We start from the raw sequence: 23,477 nt of genomic DNA on the forward strand, positions 1-23,477 counted from the left end.
CAAAGGCAAGAATCATATGAATCCCACAGTCAGCGGGGAATCGCTGTCCAAAACGTTCATATCAGGCAGTACCCGAGTCCATGCGATCAACAACGTCAGCGTATCTTTCACCCATTCTGGAGTGCACCTTCTCATGGGAGAAAGCGGATCAGGAAAAAGCACCCTCATCAATCTCCTAGCTGGTCTGGATACCCCAGATTCGGGGTCCGTCTACGCAGAAGGCGTCACCGTATCTGATCAGAGCGAGGCGAGCAGAGCCCAATTTCGATTACGCCACATCGCCGTCATCTTCCAGGACGACAACCTCATCGCTGAGTTGACCAATACCGAGAATATTGCGCTACCCCTGTGGGCGCAGGGCACATCGAAGTCCGATGCCACTGAAATCGCCCACGAAGCCATGCGAAAACTAGGAATCGAGTCATTGGGCAGACGCCACCCCGGCGAGGTCTCGGGTGGCCAACGGCAACGCGTCGGGGTTGCGCGGGCACTGGCCAGCGGGCAACACATCCTCCTTGCCGACGAGCCAACTGGGGCGCTCGACTCCACGACGTCCGAAGGGCTCTTCGAGCTGCTGGGAGACCTCGCACACGACAACCAGATGTGCGTCATCGTGGCCACACACGATCCACTCGCCATGAAGCACTGCGACTCCGTCACCACCCTCCTGGACGGGCAAATCGTCGCATGAACAGAAGACTAACGGCCCAGACATTCCACATCTGGACGCGAAACAAGCACCGTATCAATTTGTCATGTCCATTCGCAGTGGTGATTGCTTGCTTCATCGCCCTGTATCTGACGCTGTCATCCTTCGCCCTCACTGGTTCACAGAAAAGAATTAGTTACCTGGATGGTCATGACGCATCCATCACCATCAGCCAGGCACAAACAACTCTGCACCCTGCCCAGGGCACGGTAATCGATCGACTGAGAAAATCCGGGGCACGGAACATATCCGTCATCACCACTGGTTCCAGCTTCCAAATTGACGGCCTTCGTACCACCGGATTGTCGACAGGTTTCCACGATCGAATTCAATACATGGAATGGGCCTCGGGCTCACCCGCATCGCGATATCACCTGACCGCTGGCCATTGGCCCTCCAGTCCGGGAGAAGTTGCCCTGTCCGAGCCTTTGGCCGCACGTCTCCACGACCCCAGTCGCATCCACGTCTTCTCCGACACCTCACGATTGCGGGTCGTGGGGACATTTCACGATGCCTACGCCACAGACGCTTTGGTGGCCATCGGCGCCGCGAGCGGTTGGAAATCCATGTCTGCCGCAGCATCCAAAGGATACCCGTCACTGTCGCCCATCGTGGAATACGTCTGGGATGGTCTGCCGCTCAGCACCGCCATACCCTTATTCAGCACGCTGTACGGGACTCCGACTGACTCACTTGTCACATCCAGCCGTGATGGAGCAAAGATCTCCGCAAGCCCCCAGGTATCGTTGGCCTCTCGAAGCCCTTATCTCGTGATGATCCCTTGCCTTTTGCTCACAGGTGCCGTCCAACTCACCGTGATGGCTAGGATCGCCACATCCATCCGCGCACAGCGGCAATCAATGCTGAAACTGGGGATCCCGCTATCGGCAACGCTCGCGTCCGCACTCGGCTCGGTCCTCGCCATCTGTCTGGCGGCATGGTCGGTAGGTGTATGTGGAGGCTGGATACTCGGAATGGCCCTTCGCAGATTCCTGGTGCCTCACCTACTCACACAACCCATCAGCCCACCGGTGTCGATCGCCCCATTAGCCGTGACACTCCTGGCACTCACTGTCGCCATGAGTATCGCGGCCATTCCACTGACCGGCCCGCGGGCTGATGGGCGAAACAGGACAACGCCGCACCATGCCCGGGCGGCAACAACGCTACGGTGGGTCAGGCGAGTGGCTGGTGTCCTTCTCATTATCGGCGGACTATTCGCACTCCAAAACCGGACCCAACTCGACGACGTCATGCATGGCGCCATCTTCGTCTCATCCGGAGCCGTCCTCCTCATGCCCGATCTCATTTCCGGAATCATCTCGGTCGTCAAGCTTCCAACACCCGCTGGCCTGCTGGCCGTAAAGACGCTGCACTTCAACGATGCACGAATTCGGATCATGGGGTCAGCGTTGTGTCTATGCCTGGTGATCCCTGCCAGTGTCAACGTCATCATGACCTCATACCAGCAGTCAACGGCGGCGCTGAGCATGGCCCCACCGGACACCTTGATCCTGCAATCGCCAGATGGCAACCCTGTACCAAAAGACCTTCCCCGAAGCGTGCAGACTGCGACCGGCATGAAGCGTGCCGTCAAGGTCGACATGCTCAGTGGCGAGATCACGTCGAACCATCACTCCGGAACCGCGCGGGCCGTCATGGTCGTATCATCCCCGGAAGACGCCGAACGAGTACTGAATATGAAGCTCACGACCGAGGAGCGAGCACATCTCAATAACAGTTTCATGCTGTCATTTTCAGATGGCCCAGCAAAGACAATCCTCGCCCTAGACGATGGCCGCCAGGCCGCAATCCCATCCAGCCGGGTCGAGGTCAACCCGACATGGGCATACATCTATGGCGGCGTCATTGTGAAAGGGACCCTAGACCGAATCCGAGCCCAATCGATACCACACCAGTGGGTATACACGGGGGTCCAGAAAAGCGACATCACTCAAGCCGTCAACTATGTCCACCGCCAAGGCCTCGATCCACAGCTACTCACCTACCACGTGGAACCGGAACCTCCTCAGATGCCGTTCGCTTGGTGGACGGTGTGCCTTACCCTCGTCATCATCGCAGCGGGTATCACCGCCAGCGTTTCCGCGTCATTGGGACACATTGCACGAAATCAGAGCCGGCAGCTACTCGCCATAGGACTCCCGAAACGGCTGGGGGCAATGATCCCCATCCTCGAAAGCATGCTTCTGGTCGGATTGTGCTCCGTCATCGCGAGCGTCCTGGCCATCGTTCCGGTCGTGGTCGGGCAAAGCCTGTCTGAGTCCTTCACATTATGGGTGCCGAAAGATTGGGTCATCCTGTGGTGTGCCGGGCTTGGACTACTGATTGTGTTGTCCCCTTTAGCAGGGCTCCGCGCGATCAGGGCACGAGAGCGTACCGTCGATGCCCTGATCTAGCCCAAACACGGACATCGCCGCCGCGGTCTGATCCGTGGCGGCGATGGTCGATACGTCAGTGAGCGTAATCCCCGCGGTAGTACTCAAAAGCCCAACCCGAGGCGGCCCAGATACCAATGCCCAGCCCGAGCAGAGAGATCCACCAGCCGAAGATCGGGCCGAGGCACATGATGGCGACAACGAGCGCGCACCAGAACGGCCAGATACTCTGTGGCGGGAAGAAACCGACCGGACCAGCCCCGTCGATCACCTCGGCGTCCTTCTCGTCGGAGGGTCGAGGATTGATCTTCTTGGCGATGACCTGGACGTAGAAAAACACCATCAGGGCCATCGCCGCCGACAGCCCGAGCACCCAGGTGCCGGCCACTTCATGTGCCGTCAACCAGTACACCGGGGTGACGACGACGTAGAACAGGCCGAGCCCGCCGAATACCCAACGTTCCGGTTTCATCAGGCATCCTCCTTACCGGAGTGGACGAGTTCTCGCGGATTAGCTTCCCCAGTCTCGGGGGCCAGAGCGGCCTCCGGATGATTGATGTCGAAGGCCGGAGAGGTGGAGCGCACGCGGATCATCTTCGTGAAATTGTGAGCGGGCGGCGGGCACGAAGTAGCCCACTCGAGGGTACGGCCCCAACCCCACGGGTCAGCGACCTCGATATTCGGATCGTGACGAGTAATCCAGACGTTCCATGCGAACGGCAGCATCGAGATGGCCAGCAGGAAGGCACCGAAGGTCGACACCTGGTTGAGTAAGGTGAATCCCTCCCAGGCACCGTAGTCGGCAATACGACGCTGCATACCCTCAACACCAAGCCAGTGCTGAACGAGGAAGGTGGTGTGGAAACCGACGAACAGACTCCAGAAGTGGATCTTGCCCCAGGTCTCGTTAAGCATGTGCCCAGTGATCTTCGGCCACCAATAGTAGAACCCGGCGAACATCGCGAAGACCACTGTGCCGAACAGCACATAGTGGAAATGGGCTACCACGAAGTAGGTGTCAGACACGTTGAAGTCCATCGGCGGGCTAGCGAGCATGACACCAGTAAGACCGCCGAACAGGAAGGTCGTCAAGAAGCCGATAGCAAAGAGCATCGGCGTGTCAAAACTCAACGAGCCGCCCCACATGGTGCCAATCCAGTTGAAGAACTTCACACCAGTCGGAACAGCGATCGTGAAGGTCATGAAGGAGAAGAACGGCAGGGAGACCGCGCCAGTCACGAACATGTGGTGGGCCCACACAGACACCGACAGACCACCAATAGCCAGGGTCGCGAACACCAGGCCGACATAGCCAAACACCGGCTTGCGACTGAACACTGGCAGCACCTCAGTGATGATGCCAAAGAACGGCAAGGCGATGACGTACACCTCCGGGTGCCCGAAGAACCAGAAGAGGTGCTGCCACAGGATCGGGCCACCGTTCGCAGCGTCGAAGATATGGGCCCCCAGAACCCGATCAGCCTCGAGGACGAGCAGACCAGCCGACAGGACTGGGAAGACGACCAGCACCATGATCGAGGTGATGAGGATATTCCAGGAGAAAATCGGCATCCGGAACATCGTCATGCCGGGGGTACGCATGAGAATGATCGTCGTCACGAAGTTGACAGCACCGAGGATGGACGACAAACCAAGGAGGTACAGGCCCATCACCCACAGGTCCCCGCCGACACCCGGAGAGTTGATGGCGTCCGACAGTGGCGCATAGGCGAACCAACCAAAACTGGCAGCACCACCAGGGGTGAGGAAGCCGCTACAGGCCATCAAGGAACCGAAAAGGTACAGCCAGTACGCAAACTGGTTAATACGCGGGAATGCGACGTCCGGGGCACCGATCTGAAGCGGCATGAAGAAGTTCGCGAACCCGGAAAACAGCGGGGTGGCAAACATCAGCAGCATGATCGTGCCATGCATCGTGAAGAACTGATTGAAGGTCTCCTGGTGCATGAACTGCATGCCTGGATATGCCAACTCGGCGCGAATAAGCAGGGCAAGGATGCCGCCAAAGGCGAAGAAAAACAGCGACGTACCAAAGTACAGCCGGCCGATTTTCTTGTGGTCGGTCGTCGTCATGTAATCCCAAACGAGGGCACCGAAGCTGGCCTTGCGACGCTCCTGGCGAGTAACGGCAGGAGGTGCGCTCCGCTGAGCAATGGATGCGCTGGTCACTTCTTCTCCCCCTCATGTGAGTCGGTGGTGGTGAGGGCAGCAACCGAGTTCGCAGGCTTGATCTCACCGGTGTCGCCCTGAGCTTTGAGCTGCTGAAGGTGCTTGTTGTAGTCCTCAACCGACACCACGTGCACCTTGAAGATCATATTTGCGTGATAGGTTCCACACAGCTCGGCGCACTTACCGTCGTAAACACCGATCTTCGTCGGGGTGAGGTCAAACTGGTTGGGATGGCCCGGAATGACGTCCATCTTGAAGTAGAAGGCCGGCACCCAGAACGAGTGGATAACATCAGCGGACTTGAGGCGGAAGCGCACTGACTGGTTCACCGGAAGGTACAGATCCGGAATCTTCTCGATAGTGCCAACCTCATGGGTGACAACACCACCGGCGTCAGGATTATTGGCCTCCATATAGTTAAAGGTCCACGACCACTTCTGGCCGACAACATTAACGACATGTTGAGGGTCAGGATCCTTGTCGAGCACCTTGTTCTCGGTACGAACGGTATAGAAGAACAGCACGCCGATCACGAGGAAAGGAACGATGGTGTAGAGCACTTCAAGCGGAAGGTGATAGCGAGACTGGCGCGGAATCGCCGGGTCACCGTCCTTACGACGGAACTTGAAAGCGGCAAATCCGATGAGCCCCCATACGAATACGCCGATGACAAGCGCCGCAACCCAGGCGCCAATCCACATATTGCCCATGTGCACGGCGCGATCGGACGCCGGATCGACAAGACCGAGACGAGCTGCGCGCCCGGGGCCAGTACTGCCACAGCCGCTGAGGGCCACCACCGCAATCACTGCGGCACAGATGCCACCGGCTTTTCCGGCAGCACGCCTGCCACTTCGGGGCACGTCCCGGACAAGGTCGTGTCGCCAGCTGACTCTGCGTCCCACGGTTCACCCTCCCCATTGCAAGCCCGCCCCCGACCCGACGATGGGAACAGGTAACTGTTGTGTCCGTCACATCGAACAATAGCGAAAATAAGGCGCTTCGTCCGCCCAGTAGGACTGACGAAACGCCTTAATGACTCCAACGAGCCTGCCTGGGAAGAGTTCCCGATCCCCAGAACCAGCTCAGTGGAAAGAGTCCCCACAAGCGCAGGTGCTAGTCGCGTTAGGATTGTCGATAGTGAACCCCTGCTTCTCGATGGTGTCCGTGAAGTCAATCGTGGCACCAGCTAAATACGGGGCGCTCATACGGTCAGTAACCACATCGACCCCACCGTAGGTCTTTACAACGTCGCCCTCGAGGTGACGCTCGTCGAAGAACAGCTGATACCGCAGCCCCGAGCAACCGCCAGGCTGCACAGCCAGACGCAACGCGAGGTCGTCACGACCTTCTTGATCGAGCAACGACTTCACCTTCGCGGCAGCCGCGTCGGTAAGGATGATTCCGTCAGTGGCGGGAGGGGTAAGGGCGTCGGTCATATGGGCTCCAAGAACGTGTGATGGACAGTCCCGGGAGATGACCCGGGTGGTCGATCTTGATGGATCGGGCGGGTGTGTCGTCCCGTCGCATTATCCACTGTATCCGCAGCACGCTGTCCACACCGAACGGTACCGGTTCAGCGCGCAGCGGAACAGGGACATTCAGGGGATCAACCGGGGATAAGACCGTCGCCGGCCGGGTTCTCCGACAGCCAGACTGAGACTTCCTCGATCGTCGCAGAAACGTCAGGAACGATGAGGTCCGAGTCGATGATGTTGTCGTCAGCAATCGGAGTACCAACAGTCCGCACCGTCGTCACCAGCTCAGTTAAGGCCTCGGTGAGCTCATTTTGCGAGGTTGTCTCGATAGCGTGCTCGACGCGGGCATCGATGCGATTGAGATGACCCATTTCGATGTCGGGCACCTGCCACTGGCCTTCACCAACAATGCGAATGATCATGACTGATCCTCCTGACGTCGCACAGATCGCGATCCCGTATGCGGGTCCGTTCCGTTTTCGGCGCCGGACTCGAGCTCCGGGGCGGAATCACGCCCTGCCCCCAGCTGAGCCTTCAAAGCCGACAGCTCAGCGTCGATGGCATGGTCGTTGGCCAGACTGTCGAGCTCCCGGGTGATGTCGTCGCCGTAACTGCGAGTGGGATCCTCAATAGCACCACTGGCAATAAGCTCGTCCATGGCTCCAGCACGAGCCTGCAGTTCCATCGTCTTGTCCTCGGCGCGGGTGATCGCCATGCCGATGTCGCCCATTTCCTCATTAAGACCTGTGAAGGCCTCGTTGATGCGGGTCTGGGCTTCAGCTGCGGAGTAGGTAGCTTTGATGGTCTCTTTCTTGGTGCGGAAGGCATCCACTCGAGCCTGGAGGCGCTGCGACCCGCGGATGAGTTTCTCTTCCTCAGCCTGCAGGGTGGCGTGCTGGGTCTGCAGATCATTGAGCTGGGCCTGCAGAGTTGCCTTACGGGTCAACGCCTCACGGGCGAGATCCTCACGACCCTGCTCGAGTGCGCGACTGGCAGCGTTCTGTATCTTGTCGACATCGGTCTGTAATTGATTCATCTGCAGCTCGACGCGCTTACGGCTCGTGGCGACGTCGGCGACGCCCCTGCGCACCTTCTGCAGCATATCGAGCTGACGCTGGTAGGAGTAGTCGAGGGTCTCGCGCGGATCCTCGACCTTGTCGAGGGCCTTGTTCGCCTTAGAGCGAAAAACCGTCGAAAGTCGTGCAAATATGCCAGCCATAGGTGGAGTCGAATCCTTCCCCTTCGGTGCTTGAGGACTCCGGGAAGTCGTCAGCGTTGCGGTTGCCTGATCATTAGGGTACGGGACTGCGCAACATCGGCAACAGCAATACCCGTACAATCTTCTCAGCCCAGACAGGGTCGCGCCAGCTGGAACAAGCCACCGGGCGCGCGAGGACGACACATAAAAGGATGGATCGTGGGACTGTTCCGCCCCTACGAGCAGGGAACCAGCAAGAAGACCGGACCGACGGAGGAGACCGTCGAGGCAGAGCCGGGATCTAGTACTGAGTCCTCCTCTTCCTCGGCTACCGCAGCTCCCAGACGCGCTCCGAAGACCTCGTCAACCGGCAAAAAACAACGGGCTAGTAGGGGGGGTCACGCCGGTAAGGAGCACCAAACGGCTGCCCATAAGGCGCCTGTTGCACAGCAGAAGACCGTATCCCGGCACACCGCGAAGAAGGGGCCGACGCCAACCCGCGCCGAAGCTGAGGCTGCCCGTCGTCACCGTCTCAATCCGACGCTGAGTAAGAAGGAGGCCCGCAAACGCGAGCGTCTGGCCAAGCGTGAGCGCCAGGCCGCGGCTATGGAAGCGGCCGAGCGACGCCCAGAGCGGGGCTACCTGCGCGATTACATTGACTCGCGTTGGACTTTCAGCGAATTCATTATGCCGATCTTCCTAGCCGTCATGGTGATCTGGTTGGCCATGCTCTTCATCGCTCCAACCGCCGTTGGCGCCATCAACGCCATGTCCATGGGCATGCTGATCGTGATGATCTTGTGGCTCATTGATTCCTGGCGCCTGTGGCACGGGGCGAAGAAGGGGATCCGAGCCCGTTACCCCAGCGCTTCCCTGCGTGGACTGTGGTCCTACCTCAACAATCGCGCTATGACGGTGCGTCGCTGGCGCAACCCGGCACCGCGCGTCGAACGTGGCGAAAGAATTGACTCATAGCTTTGTGGGACGCAGACGTGGCAGACGTGATTGTCTTGTAGGTATGAGTTACTCGTGGCTTTTTAAGCAGTCCCGCATCACCGTCAAAGGCTCCGAACACCTCGGTGAACTCGGAGCCGAGCAGCAGTTCAAGTCCCAGGAGGAGGCCGAAGCATGGCTCTCTGAAACTTGGCCCGAGCTACAAGATGCTGGAATCGACGAAGTCACCCTTATGAAGGACAACGATGTCGTCTACGGCCCGATGGAACTATCGGAAGAGTGATCGCGGACCCTCACGGTCTGCCAAGTCATCACCGCACCAAAAACTGTCAAGGCGATCCCCAGCCCAATAACAGTCGGACGGGACTGAGCTATAGAACGACGCCGTTGCTCGTACGTCTGCACGGTGTCGGTATGGGTTGCCGTGTACGTGGCCTTGTGACAGGTGTCCCCCGGATGCATCTCGACACCTCGACAAGAGATTGTGGGCGAGGCCATCACCATAATTCCCCACACCAGCAAGGTAACCCCGGCCGCAGCAACAACGATGTCGAGAACCAACCGAAGCTTGGGATGACTCGCACGGCCTAACGGTGCGCTGTGCTGTGCCGACGTTGTAGAGCTCACAAACTCACCATACTGGCGACTCATTACGACCGCGCCGCCACGCACTTGACATCCCTCGACTAGGCTGACCGACGAGGTGTCGCCCCGGGGAATGACCGGGCCCATCCCGAAATTATCTACCGAATGGAACCTTCCACCGAATGAGAGGAATCCTCGTGGCCAACAGCACCCAGCTGCCCATCCGCCCGCGTCCCGACCTCAAGGTGTCGCGAAATGCCAACGGCGCCGACGTCGTGATTGCCGGTCTGGTCGAGGGTTCCCAAGGCCCCACCGTCCAGGGGCTGGCACCGCGCGCTGTCAAAGAAGCTGAAGAGACCTTCGGCGCCCCGCTCGTCGAAGTGGCCATTCGGGCCGGCGGATCTACCAAACTTGGTTCCACCGTGGTGCTGCCATGGTTTCGAAACAGCCTCGTTCTGGTTGGCTGCGGAGCTGAGGGATTCGATGGCGAGTCCCTGCGCAAGGCTGCCGGTTCGGGCGCTCGTGCCGCCGCTGACCTATCACACGGCAGCAGCCTCAAAATAGCCGTTGACATGGGGACAGTCTCGGCCGAGCAGGTTCGAATCGCCGCCGAGGGGGCCTTACTCGGCTGCTATAACGTGCCGACCATTACCGCAACCTCGAATGAGCCCGAGATCTCGACTGTCACGATCGTGTCCAATGCCCATGGCGCTAAGCCCGAGCTCAACAAAGCCCGTATCCTTGCTGATGCCGTCTACACCGCCCGCGACTGGGTGGACGCTCCAGCCAACTTACTCTACCCGAAGACTTTCGCCGCCTCGGTGCAATCCTGGTGCAACAACCTCTCGGACGTCACCGTCGACGTGCTCGACGAGAAAGCCCTGGGGCGTGGTGGCTTCGGCGGCATCCTCGCGGTAGGCGGAGGCTCAGCCCACTCCCCACGTCTGGTCCGCGTGGAATACGCCCCGGAAGGATCCACCACCACGCTGGCTCTAGTGGGCAAGGGCATTACCTTCGACTCTGGCGGCCTCAATATCAAGACTGCTGCCAACATGTACACCATGAAGTGCGATATGGGCGGTGCTGCTGCGGTACTCGCCGCTATCGGCGCGATTGCCCGCCTCGGGCTCAACGTTCGCGTGGTTGCTTACGGGTGTTTAGCAGAGAATATGCCGTCTGGATCAGGGTGGCGCCCCTCTGACGTCGTCACTATGTACGATGGGACGACAGTCGAGAATGGCAACTCCGATGCCGAGGGACGCATCGTGATGGCCGACGGCCTGGCCCGCGCGTGTGAGGACGACCCTGACTTCATCGTCGACATTTCCACCCTGACCGGCGCCTGCATGGTCGCTCTCGGTAACCACACCGCAGGTGTCATGACCTCGGGGGCCCAGGCGGCAGACACCTTGCTCGACGCTTCCGAGGCTGCCGGCGAGGACTTCTGGGAGCTTCCGATTACCGACGAGGTTCGCGAAGGCCTGCATTCCGACATTGCCGACGTCAAGTCCTCCGGCGCTCGCGAAGGCGGCGCGATGCTCGCTGCAGCTTTTCTGCAACGTTTCGTGACCCCAGGCACCGACTGGGCCCATCTCGACATCGCCGGCCCGGCGTACAACGAGGCCTCGGCCCATGACTACACCCCGATTCAAGGAACCGGATTCGGAGTGCGCACTCTGGTCCAGCTCGCCGCACATATGGCTGGCTGATCATAAGTATCACCATTGGGGCAGGGGCCATGGCCCCTGCCCCTTGCCGTATTCGGATGACATTTTCTGAATCCAAAAATGGGACCAACTGCACATTTGGCCACAGTCAAGCTAGGCTTGCCACGAATCCGTCGCGGCTTGCAAAGGAGCTCCAACACATGTCGACCGAAGTCACTCTTCCTGCACTGGGCGAGTCCGTCACCGAAGGCACCGTGTCCCGCTGGCTCAAGGCTGTCGGAGACACCGTCGAGGCCGACGAACCCTTACTTGAGGTGTCCACCGACAAGGTCGATACCGAAGTCCCCTCCCCCGCCTCCGGCACCCTACTTGAGATCAAGGTCCCCGAAGACGAAGACGCCGAAGTCGGCGCCGTCCTAGCCATCATCGGCGACCCCTCCGAGTCGGGCTCTGCGCCTGCTAAGCCGACGGCTGAGCCCGCAGAAAAGGCCGAGCCTGAGCCGGTGAAGAGCGAGGCCGAGGAGGCCCCTGCGCCGGCCGCGCCGAAGCCCGCCGAGGCTCCCAAACCCGCCGGGACCAATGAGGTCGCCCCACGCGCCACCAACCCATCGTCGGACGTCTACGTCACCCCGCTAGTCCGCAAGCTCGCCCGGGAGAACAACGTCGACCTGTCGACGATCACCGGAACTGGTGTCGGGGGTCGTATTCGCAAGCAAGACGTACTAGCTGCAGCCGGTAAGTCTGGAGAGGCTCCCTCAGCTCCTCAGGCACCGGCTGCCCCTGCCCCGGCTGCTCCGAAACCGGCTAGTTCAGCCCGTAAGGCCTCCCAGGAAGTCTCTCCGGAGGCTGCCGCTCTGCGCGGCACCACCGAAAAGATGAGCCGTCTACGCAAAGTCATCGCCTCGCGGATGGTTGAGTCCCTACAGATCTCGGCTCAGTTGACGGCCACCGTCGAAGTGGACATGACCGCTATCTCCCGCATCCGCAACGCTGAGAAGGCTGCTTTCAAGGCTCGCGAGGGAGTCGGTCTGTCCTACCTGCCTTTCATTACTAAGGCCGTCGTTGAGGCCCTCAAGGCCAATCCGACCTTCAACGCAAATATCGACACCGAGGCGGGGACGATCACCTACGGTTCTTCTGAGAACATCGGCATCGCCGTTGATACCCCGCGCGGGCTGCTGGTTCCGGTCATCAAGAACGCCGGTGATCTCAATATCGCTGGGTTGGCCCACCAGATTGGCGATCTCGCTGCCCGCACCCGCGACAACAAGGTAACCCCTGACGAGCTGTCCGGCGGCACCTTCACCATCACCAACTATGGCTCGGCCGGTGCCCTCTTCGACACCCCGATCGTCAACCAGCCCGAGGTCGCCATCCTCGGCACCGGTGCTCTGGTTAAGCGCCCAGTCGTCGTCACCAACGAGTTCGGCGAGGATACCATCGCAGTCCGCGACATGATGTACCTCTCGCTGTCCTACGACCACCGGCTCATTGACGGCGCCGTGGCGGCTCGCTTCCTATCGGGCATCAAGGCTCGTCTGGAAGAGGGCGACTTCGCCGGAGAGTTCTGACCTTTGGAGGCTAAGAAGAACGCGGGCCCGGGAAGCTGAATACCCAGGGCAAGCCCGAGGCGGTGGGATCGATCCCACCGCCTCGCCGTTTACGCCCGCCCCTTGCGAATGCTGCTCGAACTCGGCGGCTACGTCACCTCATTGCATGGCCGACACTATGATCGCAAGATGTGATGCAACAGGACCCTCCCACGCCTCAGCCCCACACTCCACAGATAGTTGAGGGGGTGAAGCCCCGCGGCTGGGTTGATCATCCCGCCGGACTACACTTCGAGTACCTGGGGATTGCAGATAGCCGTCCCACCCGCACTGAATACAACAAGTGCTGGGCGCATCAGCGCGAGGTGCACGCTGAGGTGTCCGCCCACCAGCGCCCCAACACGGTCATTTATGTCGAACATGATCCCGTCTACACAGCCGGACGACGCACCCGCAAAGAGGCTTATCCTTTCGACGGCACCCCGGTCGTTCCAGTGGACCGAGGCGGTGAAATCACCTGGCATGGCCCTGGTCAGCTTGTCGGCTACCCGATTGTCTTCTTGCAGCGCGGTATCGGCGTTGTCGATTATGTGCGCCGAGTAGAGGAAGCCATTATCCGGCTCGTTGCCCAATACGGATTGCGTGCCGGGCGCGTCCCTGGACGAACCGGAGTGTGGTTCCCGTCCGATGGAGTGGGACCCGAGCGAAAAGTGTGCGCCATCGGCATCCGCGTCTCTCGACAGACAGCGATGCACGGTTTCGCCCTCAACATCGACCCCGACACTGCTGGCTTCGACAACATTATTCCGTGTGGCATCTCCGACGCCGACGTGACCAGCATGGCACGCGAACTAAGACGTCTGTACGGCCCCGACGCCGAGGTCCCCTCTCTGCTAGAGGTGGCTGGCAACCTCGAGCCCATCCTCACTGAGATGATGTCGTTTCAGCCGTATGAGATGAGCCCAGACATTCCGCGTCGGGAGCACCCGGCGTTCCTGCATCCCATGTCATGATCCTGTCCGTTCCCTCGGCTACAGTTCCCTCTACCCTGCCCCAAAGGAGATGTCGGTGACGTATCCCAGCCACGCCCGCACCACTGGACCGCTGTTAGCGGCCACAGGTGTCGCCATGGCCATCGTCGCCGCGGTGATTGGACGACTCCGTCCCCTGGAACCTCGTCTGCTGGGCAGGGAGAATCCAGACACCCTCACTAGCGTCCTGCATGCCGTCGTCGAAACCCTGTTTTGGACAGCCCTGGTGTGGACGCTAACAGAGCTTGTTCGCGCCACCTTGTGCTCGCCGCATCGGGATGTCGTCGATTCCACCCGCACCCGCGGACGCCGGGCATGGTTAGCCGCACAGATGTGGGTTGCACTGGCCCTGCTCATGATCCCCCTGGAATCCGCTGATTCCGCCGGTTTGACCGTCGAGCAGGCGTTCCTCGATCTCCCGACCTACATCACCTCAACCCCATCTGTAGCGGCTTGGCTCGTCGTCGCAGTCTTGGGGCTGCTGGTCGGCCTGCTTGCTCTACTGAGCACCCATCTCGGCGGCCTCGTAGTGGCAAGCTTAATGACGGTCCTGGCCGCATTGCCGGTTCCCGTCACCGGGGCAATTTCGGTGGGCCTTAACCACGATTTCGCCACCGACTCCGGAGCTCTGGCCACCATCGGCATGACAGTCGCCGCTGCTTGCGTTCTGGTCGAGGTCCTTGACGGCCCGCGCCCTGCCCTCACCAACCGTCTTATCTGGAAGCAACGCATCGGCGCCGCCGTAGCCCTTGCTGGAGGCATTATTGTCACCTGGCAAGGTCAGGCTGAGCGTTCCTGGGGCTCTGACCGATGGGGCGTGGCCCGCATCATCGTGCTCGTCGCTACAGCTATCTGGGTCGTCATCACCTGGCTGCCACGTACCAGGATGCTGAGCTGGCTCGGGGTGACGATGGTGGCGATCGTGCTGATTGTGACGGGAGCATCAAATCAGCTTATACCACCGCGCTACCTCATTGGTCAAACCCCGGCTGTCAATTACCTCGGTTATGAACTACCACCGGCACCCACAGCCGCCATCCTGCTGGCTCCCGGCCGTCCCAACATCGGTTTCTGGACTCTGTCAGTCCTCGGAATTGTTGGCTATTACGTCGCTGTTAGGACCCTCAAGCGTCGTGGCGAAGCCTGGTCTGGGGCATGTATAGGCTCATGGATCGGGGCTTGGGTCGTGGTGATATATCTTGCCAGCACCGGGTTGTGGGAATACTCCTCAATGCAGTTCAGCTGGCACATGCTCGTTCATATGACCTTCAACATGCTGGTTCCGGCCCTACTGGTGCTGGGAGCGCCAATCACCCTCCTAAGACGGGTATTGCGTTCCGGAGACCAGATCAACGATGGTTTCAACGGACCCCATGACTGCCTCATGGCGACGCTGGAATGGCGTCCCACAAAGATCCTATTCGGCCCCTTCGCCGCATGGATCGTCTTTATTGCCAGCTTCTACGTCGTCTATTTCACCCCGATATTCGACTACCTCATGCGCTACCATTGGGGACACCAGTGGATGCTGCTGCATTTCCTCATGGCCGGGTTCATGCTGTTTGAATACGTCATTGGCTTGGACGATCTACCAGTGTCACTGCCCCACATCGGCCGATTGGGGTTCGTTATTACTGCAATGCCTTTCCACTCGTTCTTCGCCGTCATCACGATGAATGCCCACCAGATCATCGGCAAGGATTTTTACGAGGCACTATCTATTCCGTGGGTTCCCAATCTGCATGACGACCAGAACCTCGGTGGCCAGATCACCTGGGCCACCGGCGAGATCCCGATGGCGCTGGTCCTCATCGCGCTGTGCGTGCAGTGGTTCATCTCGGACTGTCGCGACCAGCGGCGGGTCGATGCTTCTGAGGACGCCGGCCTTGATGAGTCCCTGGCCGCCTACAACGACATGCTCGCCCGAATGGCTGGTCAGGAGATCAAGCCGCACGATCCAGGGACCAAGTCATGAGCACGGCCGCAATGAGTCCCCCTGACGAGGAGCAAACCGTCCTACATCCGCCGGTGCAGTTGCAAATCAGCGGGATGACCTGCGCTGCGTGCGCCACAACGATCGAGAAAAGGCTGTCCCGCATTGACGGGGTGCACGCGAGTGTCAATTTCGCCTCTGAGCGGGCGACGGTAACTGGCATGGGCGTCAAGGATGCGATAGCCGCTGTCAAGGATGCCGGCTACACCGCAGCCCTGCTCTCCGACATCGATCTAGCAGCCGAGGCAGAGCGCCGCATCACCATGTTAAGGCGCCGCCTCATTGTGGCCGTGCTCCTGACCTTGCCCCTCATGGACATCGGCCTGGTCTTAGCTTTGGAACCACAATTACGTTTCCCCGCGTGGGACTGGCTACTCGTCTCCCTCTCCCTGCCGGTGGTTTTCTGGTCAGCGTGGCCATTCCACAAGGCAACATGGACGAATTTGCGCCACGGTGTGACCTCCATGGATACCCTAGTTTCACTAGGGGTTTTATCCTCTTTCGGATGGTCGTTCATCTCCATCCTCATTGGAGCTCAGGACCACGAGAGGTATTGGCTGGGCTACGGCATCACCCCGGCGGGGGCTGACACCCTTTACCTTGACGTCGCCGCCGGGGTGACCTGTTTTCTGCTAGCCGGACGCTACTTTGAAGCCCGCGCCAAGAGGTCGGCACGGTCTGTGCTAACAGCTTTGAGGCAGCTGGCTGCCAAGAATGCGCGGGTGTTGCGTAACGGAATCGAGACCGTCGTTCCCGTTGAGCAGCTACACCAGAGTGACCTCTTCATTACCTTGGCCGGAGAGACTTTGGCCGCCGATGGGGAGGTTATCGAGGGGTCTTCCAGTATCGATACGTCGATGATGACCGGCGAACCGATGCCCGCCGACGTAACTGTAGGGTCAGCGGTGCTCGGCGGAACGATGAACCTTACCGGGCGGATCGTGGCCAGAGCTACCGGAGTCGGTGACCACAGTCAGCTCGCCCGCATGGCGGTGTTAGCCGAGGAGGCCCAAGCTCGCAAAGCCAACGTCCAGCGTCTGGTGGACAAGGTCGTCGAGATCTTTGTGCCAGCTGTTCTTGCCATCGTCGTCTTGACCTTCTTCGGTTGGTGGATCGCCGGGGCAGGAACCCGGCATGCCCTCTCGGCAGGCCTCTCGGTGCTTGTCATAGCCTGCCCGTGCGCCCTGGGTTTAGCGACGCCGACTGCCCTCATGGTTGGGGTTGGCCGAGGTGGTCAGCTGGGCATCCTCATTAAGGGGCCAGAAGCTCTGGAGGCGTCCGGTCGCATTGATACCGTGGTCTTTGATAAAACCGGTACTGTCACCAGCGGGGAGATGACTCTCGTCGCGACGCTCCCTGCCAACGGGCAGGACGTCGATCGCGCCCACCGTTACGCCGCCGCCCTGGACCAACACTCCACCCACCCGGTGGCCAAAGCTGTGGTAGCAGCTGTCAAAGGCACCATTCCAGCGTGCCCCAGCCCGCGCACCCTCGCTGGACGAGGCGCCAGTGGCGAGGTTGAGGGGCATCGTGTCATGGTTGGCAACCCTGCCTTTCTCACGGAGGCAGAGATCAAGATTCCCGCCGAGCTGAGCCACACCGTTGAGAAAGCAGCCGAAACAGGCCGTTCCGCCGTTCTGGTAGCGATCGACGGTCAGGCCGCAGCTGCCCTTGTCGTCGCCGACACCGTCAAACCCGAGGCCTCGGAAGTCATCGCCCAGCTCAAAGATATGGGGCTACGAACAGTTCTCCTCACTGGTGATTCGAAAGCCGCCGCAGAAGCCGTCGGAACACAACTTGGCACCGACGAGGTCCTGACCGAGGTCCTACCCACCGACAAAGCCGGGGTCGTTGAGAGACTTCGCTCTGAAAGCCGCGTGGTAGCCATGGTAGGCGACGGCATCAACGACGCCGCTGCCTTGGCAAGCTCCGATCTTGGCATGGCGCTGGTCACCGGCACTGATATCGCGATGCGCAGCGCCGACATCATCTGCGTACGCCACCATCTCGGGGTCGTCCCGGACGCCATTGGGTTGTCGAGACGCACTCTAAGGACCATCCGCGGCAACCTTGCATGGGCTTTCATCTACAACATTGCAGCGATCCCGATCGCGGCCGCCGGTTTCCTGAACCCGCTGATATCTGGGCTTGCCATGAGCCTTTCGAGCCTCTTCGTCGTCACCCATTCCCTGAGACTTCGCAACTTCGGCACGCGCAGTTAAACTGGCCGGCGTGAGTGTCGAAGCAGACGGTAGGAAGCTCCTCCGAGTCGAGGTCAAGAATTCTCAGACGCCCATCGAGAACAAGCCCCACTGGATCAAGACTCGGGCCACAATGGGTCCGGAGTACCGCGACATGCGTCGCCGGATGATCGACGGAGATCTGCACACCGTGTGTCAAGAGGCTGGCTGCCCCAATATTTTCGAGTGTTGGGAGGATCGCGAGGCCACTTTCCTCATCGGCGGCGACCACTGCACCCGCCGTTGTGACTTCTGTCAGATCGAGTCGGCCAAGCCGGAAGGCTACGACAAAGACGAGCCGCGTCGCGTCGCAGAGTACGTCAAGCAGATGGGGCTGCGCTACGCTACCGTGACGTCGGTATGCCGAGACGACCTCGAGGACGAGGGTGCCTGGTTATGCGCCGAGACGATTCGTCAAATCCACCAGGTAACTCCCGGCGTCAGCGTCGAGATGTTGGCCCAAGATTTTTCCGGCAAACAGGACCTGCTCGACATCGTCTTCGAAGCACGCCCGGAGGTCTTCGGTCACAACCTTGAGACAGTCCCCCGCATCTTCAAGCGCATTCGACCCGGATTCCGCTACGACCGTTCTTTGGCCGTCCTGGACTCTGCACATGAGGCCGGTCTGATCACCAAGTCAAATCTCATTCTTGGCATGGGCGAAACCCGTGAAGAAATCTCACAGGCCATGCGGGCACTCCATGACGCCAACACCGACCTGCTGACGATCACCCAGTACCTGCGCCCGAACTCCTACCTACACCCCATCGACCGTTGGGTGACGCCTCAGGAGTTCGATGAGTTAGCCGAAGAGGCCCGCGAGATTGGATTTGTCGGTGTGATGAGCGGACCGCTTGTGCGATCCTCCTACCGGGCTGGCCGCCTCTATCGGCAGGCTATGGAAGCTCGCGGCGAGCGTCCGGTGACGATCGTCACCGGGTACCGCGACGGTGCGAAACCTGCACCATTCGCGGCCAAGGAGTGACGGTGCGACCTCCTAGAGCTGGGACGCACGTCGAACGGCTCGCATGAGGTGGGGCCGCCCCTGCATCAAAAAGACACAACATCGAATAGCCAACGCTTCAATATCGTCGGGAACACGTCATCGCAGAACCCTTCCGGTCACGGCGGACATCGTCTACTACGCAGGTCCCGCTCGGGTGTGCGGTTGTCGATGTGAGTCGAGCCGCAGGACGACCGTATCCGACACAGATACATCACTGCCAACGATCCCGGACATCCAACGTTCCCTCTTGACCAGGACAGCCACATCAAGGAAGGCACCCATGAGCCTCAGTGGAATTGAGAAGTATTCTCAATTCGTCGATATCATCGACGCAACCAACGTCATCAGAGTGGAGATGAACAGTGACGACGACAGCTATGAATTCTCCCATAAACCTCCTTACTGATTCCGTCGTAGGCCTGCATATACCATCACCACGGAGAGCACGGCAGCGGCTCATCAGGTGAATTGACCCGCTCGAGAGTGTCAATCATTCCTTTAAAACATCAACTTGGCCATGAAAAATGGTTTTCTTATTTCCCATAGCATTGTACTAGCGCACCTGCCCTTTTCCACGCCCACCACCTTGGAAGACATGCGCATCCTGATACCCAACCCTGACCCAGTCATTCCCTCTCTTTACCCACAACCACACACGGACCCCAACCTTCCACTCCTTAACGGACTCCAACTCCACCATCCGCATGCACCCCAACCACGGGCTTAGAAGCGCACCTGCAGCAAACACTTTGGTCGAACCACCCCCAGGAGCAGCATGACCACCACGTAAACCAGCAAACCCGGTTTTACGGCTTCACATTGAAAATATGTACTGAAATCTCAACCAATGTCAATTACCACATTGACTCAATCAGCGATAGCCATATGACGTGCTTCATTGGCCTAACGTGACCGATCCAGTGCCACGCAAACACGTGATGATGAAGTTAACCTGGACACGCATCCGACACCCGATCAGCGAGGATTATTCCTGAAGACCAAAAGCTCCACACTGCGATGAACTCAACCATATCGTGGGCACCTTAGAGCAGATTCTCGCAAGGCACTTTCACCAGTTCTTGACCTCCAAGATTATGAAACAGAAGATCTCGAATTGCCCGCGCATTAACTTCATATTCGGTGTGTTAGGCATGCCATCTGGCCACGCTTGCAACACGCCTGAACGGGTCTATGCACCATCGTAGCCATACACCACACGGGGCCCCTACCGGAATGACGCACGCATGATCACAGCTCCAACAAATGTTGGCGGCGTACACGCCGTTCATCACATCGCCCCCCATCCAAATATCCGATACACTTCGCTTGCCTCGACCGGGGCATCCGCAACCAATAAACGGAGAACCTTTATGAAGAAGACCCATCTTGTAGCTCCTCTCCTTGTCGGCGCAATGCTCGTGCCAGCGGCGCTGTCAGCTCCCAGTGCTCATGCTGTCGAGCCGACGACGACCATCTCGGCGACCAGCACCCACGAGCTCTCGGCCAATGAAGCTCGCAATAGTATGCAGCTTCTGAACGCACGTATTGCGACCCTTCAGTCAGTACAGAAATCCGTCCCCGGTTCTGACTACTCTGACCAGATCCGAGATCTTCTCAAGGCTGCCTTCGACCTGCGTGGCCTCATCGAGACCCTCGCTCATGGGGGGATCCCGTTCTACGACCCGTCGACGATCATGCCGAGGATCAAGTTGGTCGCCACCACTGTTGACACCATTCACACTGCTACGACCACTCTCCAAAACAAGGTCCGCCCCGCCCACGTCGAACTCGGTCTCGAAGTCACCAAGGCCGTCCTGCTGACCGCTAACCCAGCGTCCACCGCCAAGGAACTCGACGCCGAGGGCGCCGCCCTCAAGGCTCGCCTGGAAAAGGTCTCGCAATACCCCGACCTCACCCCGAATGACGTTGCCACTGTGTACGTACGCACCAACTTCAGCAAGACAATCTGGCAGGTGCGCGCCGACCGTGACCGGTACATCCTTGGTCACAAGAGCGCCGCAGTGTACAAGACGCTCAATCACGCCATCACCAAGGCCGTCGGCGTTCGACTGGACCCAAAGACGACCGTCGGGAACATCCAGGCTGCACGCACCGAGCTCCTTGCGGCCTATCAGACCGCATTTAATTCCCCTGATGTCAAGAAGGCTGCCTGAGTCAGAACGCACTCGCTAATTGACATCAACACTCGGTGCCTTGCCCGCCTGCGTGCGGGCAAGGCACCGAGTGTGCTGTGCAGAAAATGATTGTCTTTACGCGAGCCGCCTCCAGTAACACACATCTTCTCTCCAAGGCAGTGCGCACCACTGTCACCACCCTCATCCCTCGGGACAACTTACCGAACGTTTCCGGTAGCGTCGCCGCACGGCTTCAGCAATGTCCATTCATGGGGGCGACAACCGTGACAACGCGCTTTGATACCCGGGGTCACAACGGCGTTCAGCACCATGGCGAGACCCACGTGTACGTAACCGTTGTCCAGACAGCTCATCGTCTCACGCGAGATCGCGGCATGATCGGCTACCACCGCCATAGGCAGGCCAACGGCTTGTACCAGGTCGCCAGGCGCGCGTGAATCGACATATTCACCTGCACAGCGCGGAGAATACGGATCCGTCAACCATGAGTCATCATGTCAGGGACGTACGTACGCGGCATCGTAGCCTCGTACAGCCCATGTATTCAGCACGATCTCAGCTGGGTCGCAAAACTCATCCCGCAGAAACCGTGCCGACAATCACGGATCACCGCCACCGATCATTTAGCGTGAGCGACCGGGAACATCGACTTGCCAACATATCGGCGACCACTTATCTTCAAAATGTTGGACGTCTAACGTACTTCCTGGATCAACGACGATTGGGGGCTTATGGCCAGCTCAGACGACATCGTCACCATCAAGGAGATGGGTGACAAAAGACCATGGTGGCAGTACTTAGACGCCACCAAATGGAAGCTCTTCATTGCAGCCCTTATTGGTGTCACCCTTGACGGCTACGACTTTGTGCTCATCACCTTAGCACTGCCAGAGATCAAGGCAGCCTTTGGCCTCACCCTGGTGCAAAGCGCAGCGTTAGTGTCAGCAGCCTTCATCACACGGTGGCTGGGCGGACTAATCCTGGGCGGTGTTGGCGACAGGTTCGGACGCAAGCCAGCCATGATCATCGCAACCGTATTGTTCGCGATCGGCTCGCTCCTCATGGGATTTTCGCCGAACTTCATGTTCCTATTCGTCATGCGCATGGTCGTCGGCTTCGCGATGGCGGGAGAGTACGGGTCATCAGCAACATATGTCATCGAATCATGGCATCCCCGAATCCGCGGCAAGGCATCGTCATTTCTGTTGTCAGGCTATGCGATAGGCGCCATCCTGGCCGTCCAGGTCGACAAGTACTTGGTCCCATGGGTCGACAGTTGGCATGCCGGATGGGGTTGGAGAGCCCTGTTCATCACCGGAATCGTGCCCATCGCAGTGGCACTGTACATGCGACGTCGCCTCCCCGAAGCTAGCGACTGGGAGACGGCAAAGTCACGCGAGCGCGAAAAATCGTCCGAATCACGTGACGCTTTCCAGGTGCTGTTCAGTGGAAAGCGCATGTCGCTAAACATCACACTCGTCATCGCGGCAATGGCAGGTCTACTAGCCATCTTCGCCCTCGACATCCTGCCTTTCTGGGGCGTCCTCGCCGTGGCCACAGTCTGCGGCGCCATCTTCATGTGTCTCATCGTGCAATTTGATCCTCGACGCTGGGTCATTGGCATCGGAATCATGATCGTCATCCTTTCTGCCTTCATGTATGGATGGCCCATCCTGGGACTCTTACCTACATACCTCACGGGTGCAGGATATGCAGCTTCCACCGTCGCCAATCTGCTGACGATCGCACAATTCGGCAACATGATCGGTTACTTTGTCACAGGCTTCATGGGAGACTGGATAGGAATGCGAAAGTGGTACTTCACGAGCATTCTCATAGCGCAGATCATCGTGTTTCCGCTATTCTTTGCGGGAATTAAGTCAGCATGGCTCATTGGGCTTCTACTGTTCTTCAACCAGTTGTTCGGCCAAGGTGTTTCAGGGCTGGCCCCTCGGTGGGTATCGAGCTATTTCCCCGTCGAGCAGCGAGCTGCCGGAGTGGGGTTCATCTACAATGTCGGAGCTCTCGGCGGTGCAATTGGACCATTCGTGGGCGCCTCACTGGCCAAGAGCCACGGTCTGGGATCGGCTCTAGGGGTGTTGTCCGTGGGCTTCGGCCTAATTGTTATCCTTGGCGTTGGGCTGAATCTGCCACGCAAGCTCCAGGCTCTCGTCAATCCAGAGGCTGTCCGGCCCGAGGACGGAGATGACCGGTACATCAACAGTGGCGACCTTTCAAGCGAGTTTGCATCCAGCGAGTGCTAAATCGACAGCCAGAACACATATTCACATTCTCCAGCCAGAACGAGTCAGGGAAGCCACGAG

20 protein-coding genes and 2 pseudogenes are annotated in these 23,477 nt (G+C 59.3%); 12 read left to right on the top strand and 10 right to left on the bottom strand.

Annotation, left to right across the window (positions count from 1 at the left end; translation table 11 throughout):
• The first annotated feature begins 16 nt into the window (after positions 1–16).
• Entirely contained in the window at positions 17–691 is a 675-nt protein-coding gene (locus LRP59_RS07815; protein ID WP_014604515.1) for an ABC transporter ATP-binding protein, read from the top strand.
• On the top strand, positions 688–3,126 hold the full coding sequence (locus LRP59_RS07820) for a hypothetical protein (protein WP_002513981.1): 2,439 nt from the start codon (positions 688–690) through the stop codon (positions 3,124–3,126). The genes LRP59_RS07815 and LRP59_RS07820 overlap by 4 nt, the downstream gene beginning before the upstream one ends.
• A gap of 55 nt (positions 3,127–3,181) precedes the next feature.
• Here LRP59_RS07820 and LRP59_RS07825 read toward each other — a convergent pair whose 3' ends face one another.
• The 6 genes from LRP59_RS07825 to LRP59_RS07850 form a co-directional block, all read right to left on the bottom strand.
• Entirely contained in the window at positions 3,182–3,577 is a 396-nt protein-coding gene (locus LRP59_RS07825; RefSeq protein ID WP_002513982.1) for a cytochrome c oxidase subunit 4, read from the bottom strand.
• On the bottom strand, positions 3,577–5,295 hold the full coding sequence (gene ctaD / locus LRP59_RS07830; RefSeq protein WP_148378289.1) for a cytochrome c oxidase subunit I: 1,719 nt from the start codon (positions 5,293–5,295) through the stop codon (positions 3,577–3,579). The genes LRP59_RS07825 and ctaD overlap by 1 nt, the downstream gene beginning before the upstream one ends.
• The gene (gene coxB, locus LRP59_RS07835) at positions 5,292–6,005 is read right to left on the bottom strand and encodes a cytochrome c oxidase subunit II (protein ID WP_002521874.1); all 714 of its coding nucleotides are present in this window, start codon (positions 6,003–6,005) and stop codon (positions 5,292–5,294) included. The genes ctaD and coxB overlap by 4 nt, the downstream gene beginning before the upstream one ends.
• A 375-nt stretch (positions 6,006–6,380) precedes the next feature.
• Positions 6,381–6,734, bottom strand: coding sequence for an iron-sulfur cluster insertion protein ErpA (erpA, locus tag LRP59_RS07840; RefSeq protein ID WP_002513985.1), 354 nt, complete (start codon positions 6,732–6,734; stop codon positions 6,381–6,383).
• Between the two features lie 170 nt (positions 6,735–6,904).
• Positions 6,905–7,195 carry a PspA-associated protein PspAA gene (locus LRP59_RS07845; protein WP_002513986.1) on the bottom strand — a complete coding sequence of 97 codons (291 nt, stop codon included), beginning with the start codon at positions 7,193–7,195 and terminating at the stop codon, positions 6,905–6,907.
• The gene (locus LRP59_RS07850; protein WP_002513987.1) at positions 7,192–7,992 is read right to left on the bottom strand and encodes a PspA/IM30 family protein; all 801 of its coding nucleotides are present in this window, start codon (positions 7,990–7,992) and stop codon (positions 7,192–7,194) included. The genes LRP59_RS07845 and LRP59_RS07850 overlap by 4 nt, the downstream gene beginning before the upstream one ends.
• A 198-nt stretch (positions 7,993–8,190) precedes the next feature.
• Here LRP59_RS07850 and LRP59_RS07855 point away from each other — a divergent pair, with 198 nt between their 5' ends.
• Positions 8,191–8,946, top strand: coding sequence for a DUF3043 domain-containing protein (locus LRP59_RS07855; protein WP_002521875.1), 756 nt, complete (start codon positions 8,191–8,193; stop codon positions 8,944–8,946).
• Between the two features lie 43 nt (positions 8,947–8,989).
• Positions 8,990–9,208, top strand: a complete 219-nt coding sequence (locus LRP59_RS07860; RefSeq protein ID WP_252236837.1) for a hypothetical protein — start codon at positions 8,990–8,992, stop codon at positions 9,206–9,208.
• Here LRP59_RS07860 and LRP59_RS07865 read toward each other — a convergent pair.
• Positions 9,178–9,657 (bottom strand): hypothetical protein, encoded by a 480-nt coding sequence (locus tag LRP59_RS07865; RefSeq protein WP_002521876.1) that lies wholly within the window; start codon positions 9,655–9,657, stop codon positions 9,178–9,180. The genes LRP59_RS07860 and LRP59_RS07865 overlap by 31 nt on opposite strands.
• 35 nt (positions 9,658–9,692) lie before the next feature.
• Between LRP59_RS07865 and LRP59_RS07870 the strand changes: the two genes are divergently transcribed.
• The 6 genes from LRP59_RS07870 (at position 9,693) to lipA (ending at position 18,976) form a co-directional block, all read left to right on the top strand.
• Positions 9,693–11,219, top strand: coding sequence for a leucyl aminopeptidase (locus LRP59_RS07870; RefSeq protein ID WP_032504758.1), 1,527 nt, complete (start codon positions 9,693–9,695; stop codon positions 11,217–11,219).
• Positions 11,220–11,377: 158 nt separating this feature from the next.
• A complete protein-coding gene (sucB, locus tag LRP59_RS07875; RefSeq protein ID WP_002513993.1) occupies positions 11,378–12,748 on the top strand; it encodes a 2-oxoglutarate dehydrogenase, E2 component, dihydrolipoamide succinyltransferase in 1,371 nt (456 codons plus the stop codon).
• Positions 12,749–12,921: 173 nt separating this feature from the next.
• The gene (gene lipB, locus LRP59_RS07880) at positions 12,922–13,740 is read left to right on the top strand and encodes a lipoyl(octanoyl) transferase LipB (protein ID WP_032499643.1); all 819 of its coding nucleotides are present in this window, start codon (positions 12,922–12,924) and stop codon (positions 13,738–13,740) included.
• A gap of 49 nt (positions 13,741–13,789) precedes the next feature.
• Positions 13,790–15,733 (top strand): cytochrome c oxidase assembly protein, encoded by a 1,944-nt coding sequence (locus tag LRP59_RS07885; protein ID WP_032504759.1) that lies wholly within the window; start codon positions 13,790–13,792, stop codon positions 15,731–15,733.
• On the top strand, positions 15,730–17,973 hold the full coding sequence (locus tag LRP59_RS07890; protein WP_002521882.1) for a cation-translocating P-type ATPase: 2,244 nt from the start codon (positions 15,730–15,732) through the stop codon (positions 17,971–17,973). The genes LRP59_RS07885 and LRP59_RS07890 overlap by 4 nt, the downstream gene beginning before the upstream one ends.
• 10 nt (positions 17,974–17,983) lie before the next feature.
• Positions 17,984–18,976, top strand: a complete 993-nt coding sequence (gene lipA, locus LRP59_RS07895) for a lipoyl synthase (protein WP_002513997.1) — start codon at positions 17,984–17,986, stop codon at positions 18,974–18,976.
• A gap of 286 nt (positions 18,977–19,262) precedes the next feature.
• On the opposite strand, the gene LRP59_RS12030 is transcribed toward lipA, so the two are convergent.
• Positions 19,263–19,388, bottom strand: a complete 126-nt coding sequence (locus tag LRP59_RS12030) for a hypothetical protein (protein ID WP_002513998.1) — start codon at positions 19,386–19,388, stop codon at positions 19,263–19,265.
• 162 nt (positions 19,389–19,550) lie between these two features.
• Positions 19,551–19,774 (bottom strand): annotated as a pseudogene (locus LRP59_RS07900) (hypothetical protein).
• A gap of 593 nt (positions 19,775–20,367) precedes the next feature.
• Between LRP59_RS07900 and camp2 the strand changes: the two are divergent.
• Positions 20,368–21,171 carry a CAMP factor pore-forming toxin 2 gene (camp2, locus tag LRP59_RS07905; protein WP_002514000.1) on the top strand — a complete coding sequence of 268 codons (804 nt, stop codon included), beginning with the start codon at positions 20,368–20,370 and terminating at the stop codon, positions 21,169–21,171.
• Between the two features lie 103 nt (positions 21,172–21,274).
• Here camp2 and LRP59_RS12135 read toward each other — a convergent pair.
• A pseudogene (locus LRP59_RS12135) lies at positions 21,275–21,628 on the bottom strand (hypothetical protein); the annotation flags it as partial.
• A gap of 256 nt (positions 21,629–21,884) precedes the next feature.
• Between LRP59_RS12135 and LRP59_RS07910 the strand changes: the two are divergent.
• Positions 21,885–23,417 (top strand): MFS transporter, encoded by a 1,533-nt coding sequence (locus LRP59_RS07910; RefSeq protein WP_002521889.1) that lies wholly within the window; start codon positions 21,885–21,887, stop codon positions 23,415–23,417.
• Positions 23,418–23,477 lie beyond the last annotated feature (60 nt).

It is taken from the genome of Cutibacterium sp. 37298, assembly GCF_023838685.1.
In the GTDB taxonomy this organism is placed as follows: domain Bacteria; phylum Actinomycetota; class Actinomycetes; order Propionibacteriales; family Propionibacteriaceae; genus Cutibacterium; species Cutibacterium acnes.

Excerpts from the sequence above, each read along its gene's own strand:
- camp2 (WP_002514000.1), top strand. The coding sequence starts at position 20,368 with ATGAAGAAGACCCATCTTGTAGCTCCTCTCCTTGTCGGCGCAATGCTC.
- LRP59_RS07910 (WP_002521889.1), top strand. The coding sequence starts at position 21,885 with ATGGCCAGCTCAGACGACATCGTCACCATCAAGGAGATGGGTGACAAA.
- LRP59_RS07825 (WP_002513982.1), bottom strand. The coding sequence starts at position 3,577 with ATGAAACCGGAACGTTGGGTATTCGGCGGGCTCGGCCTGTTCTACGTC.
- LRP59_RS12030 (WP_002513998.1), bottom strand. The coding sequence starts at position 19,388 with ATGGGAGAATTCATAGCTGTCGTCGTCACTGTTCATCTCCACTCTGAT.
- LRP59_RS07870 (WP_032504758.1), top strand. The coding sequence starts at position 9,693 with ATGAGAGGAATCCTCGTGGCCAACAGCACCCAGCTGCCCATCCGCCCG.
- coxB (WP_002521874.1), bottom strand. The coding sequence starts at position 6,005 with ATGGGCAATATGTGGATTGGCGCCTGGGTTGCGGCGCTTGTCATCGGC.
- LRP59_RS07845 (WP_002513986.1), bottom strand. The coding sequence starts at position 7,195 with ATGATCATTCGCATTGTTGGTGAAGGCCAGTGGCAGGTGCCCGACATC.
- erpA (WP_002513985.1), bottom strand. The coding sequence starts at position 6,734 with ATGACCGACGCCCTTACCCCTCCCGCCACTGACGGAATCATCCTTACC.
- LRP59_RS07860 (WP_252236837.1), top strand. The coding sequence starts at position 8,990 with ATGAGTTACTCGTGGCTTTTTAAGCAGTCCCGCATCACCGTCAAAGGC.
- LRP59_RS07865 (WP_002521876.1), bottom strand. The coding sequence starts at position 9,657 with ATGGGCCCGGTCATTCCCCGGGGCGACACCTCGTCGGTCAGCCTAGTC.
- LRP59_RS07890 (WP_002521882.1), top strand. The coding sequence starts at position 15,730 with ATGAGCACGGCCGCAATGAGTCCCCCTGACGAGGAGCAAACCGTCCTA.
- LRP59_RS07815 (WP_014604515.1), top strand. The coding sequence starts at position 17 with ATGAATCCCACAGTCAGCGGGGAATCGCTGTCCAAAACGTTCATATCA.
- sucB (WP_002513993.1), top strand. The coding sequence starts at position 11,378 with ATGTCGACCGAAGTCACTCTTCCTGCACTGGGCGAGTCCGTCACCGAA.
- LRP59_RS07850 (WP_002513987.1), bottom strand. The coding sequence starts at position 7,992 with ATGGCTGGCATATTTGCACGACTTTCGACGGTTTTTCGCTCTAAGGCG.
- LRP59_RS07885 (WP_032504759.1), top strand. The coding sequence starts at position 13,790 with ATGTCGGTGACGTATCCCAGCCACGCCCGCACCACTGGACCGCTGTTA.
- lipB (WP_032499643.1), top strand. The coding sequence starts at position 12,922 with ATGCAACAGGACCCTCCCACGCCTCAGCCCCACACTCCACAGATAGTT.
- LRP59_RS07820 (WP_002513981.1), top strand. The coding sequence starts at position 688 with ATGAACAGAAGACTAACGGCCCAGACATTCCACATCTGGACGCGAAAC.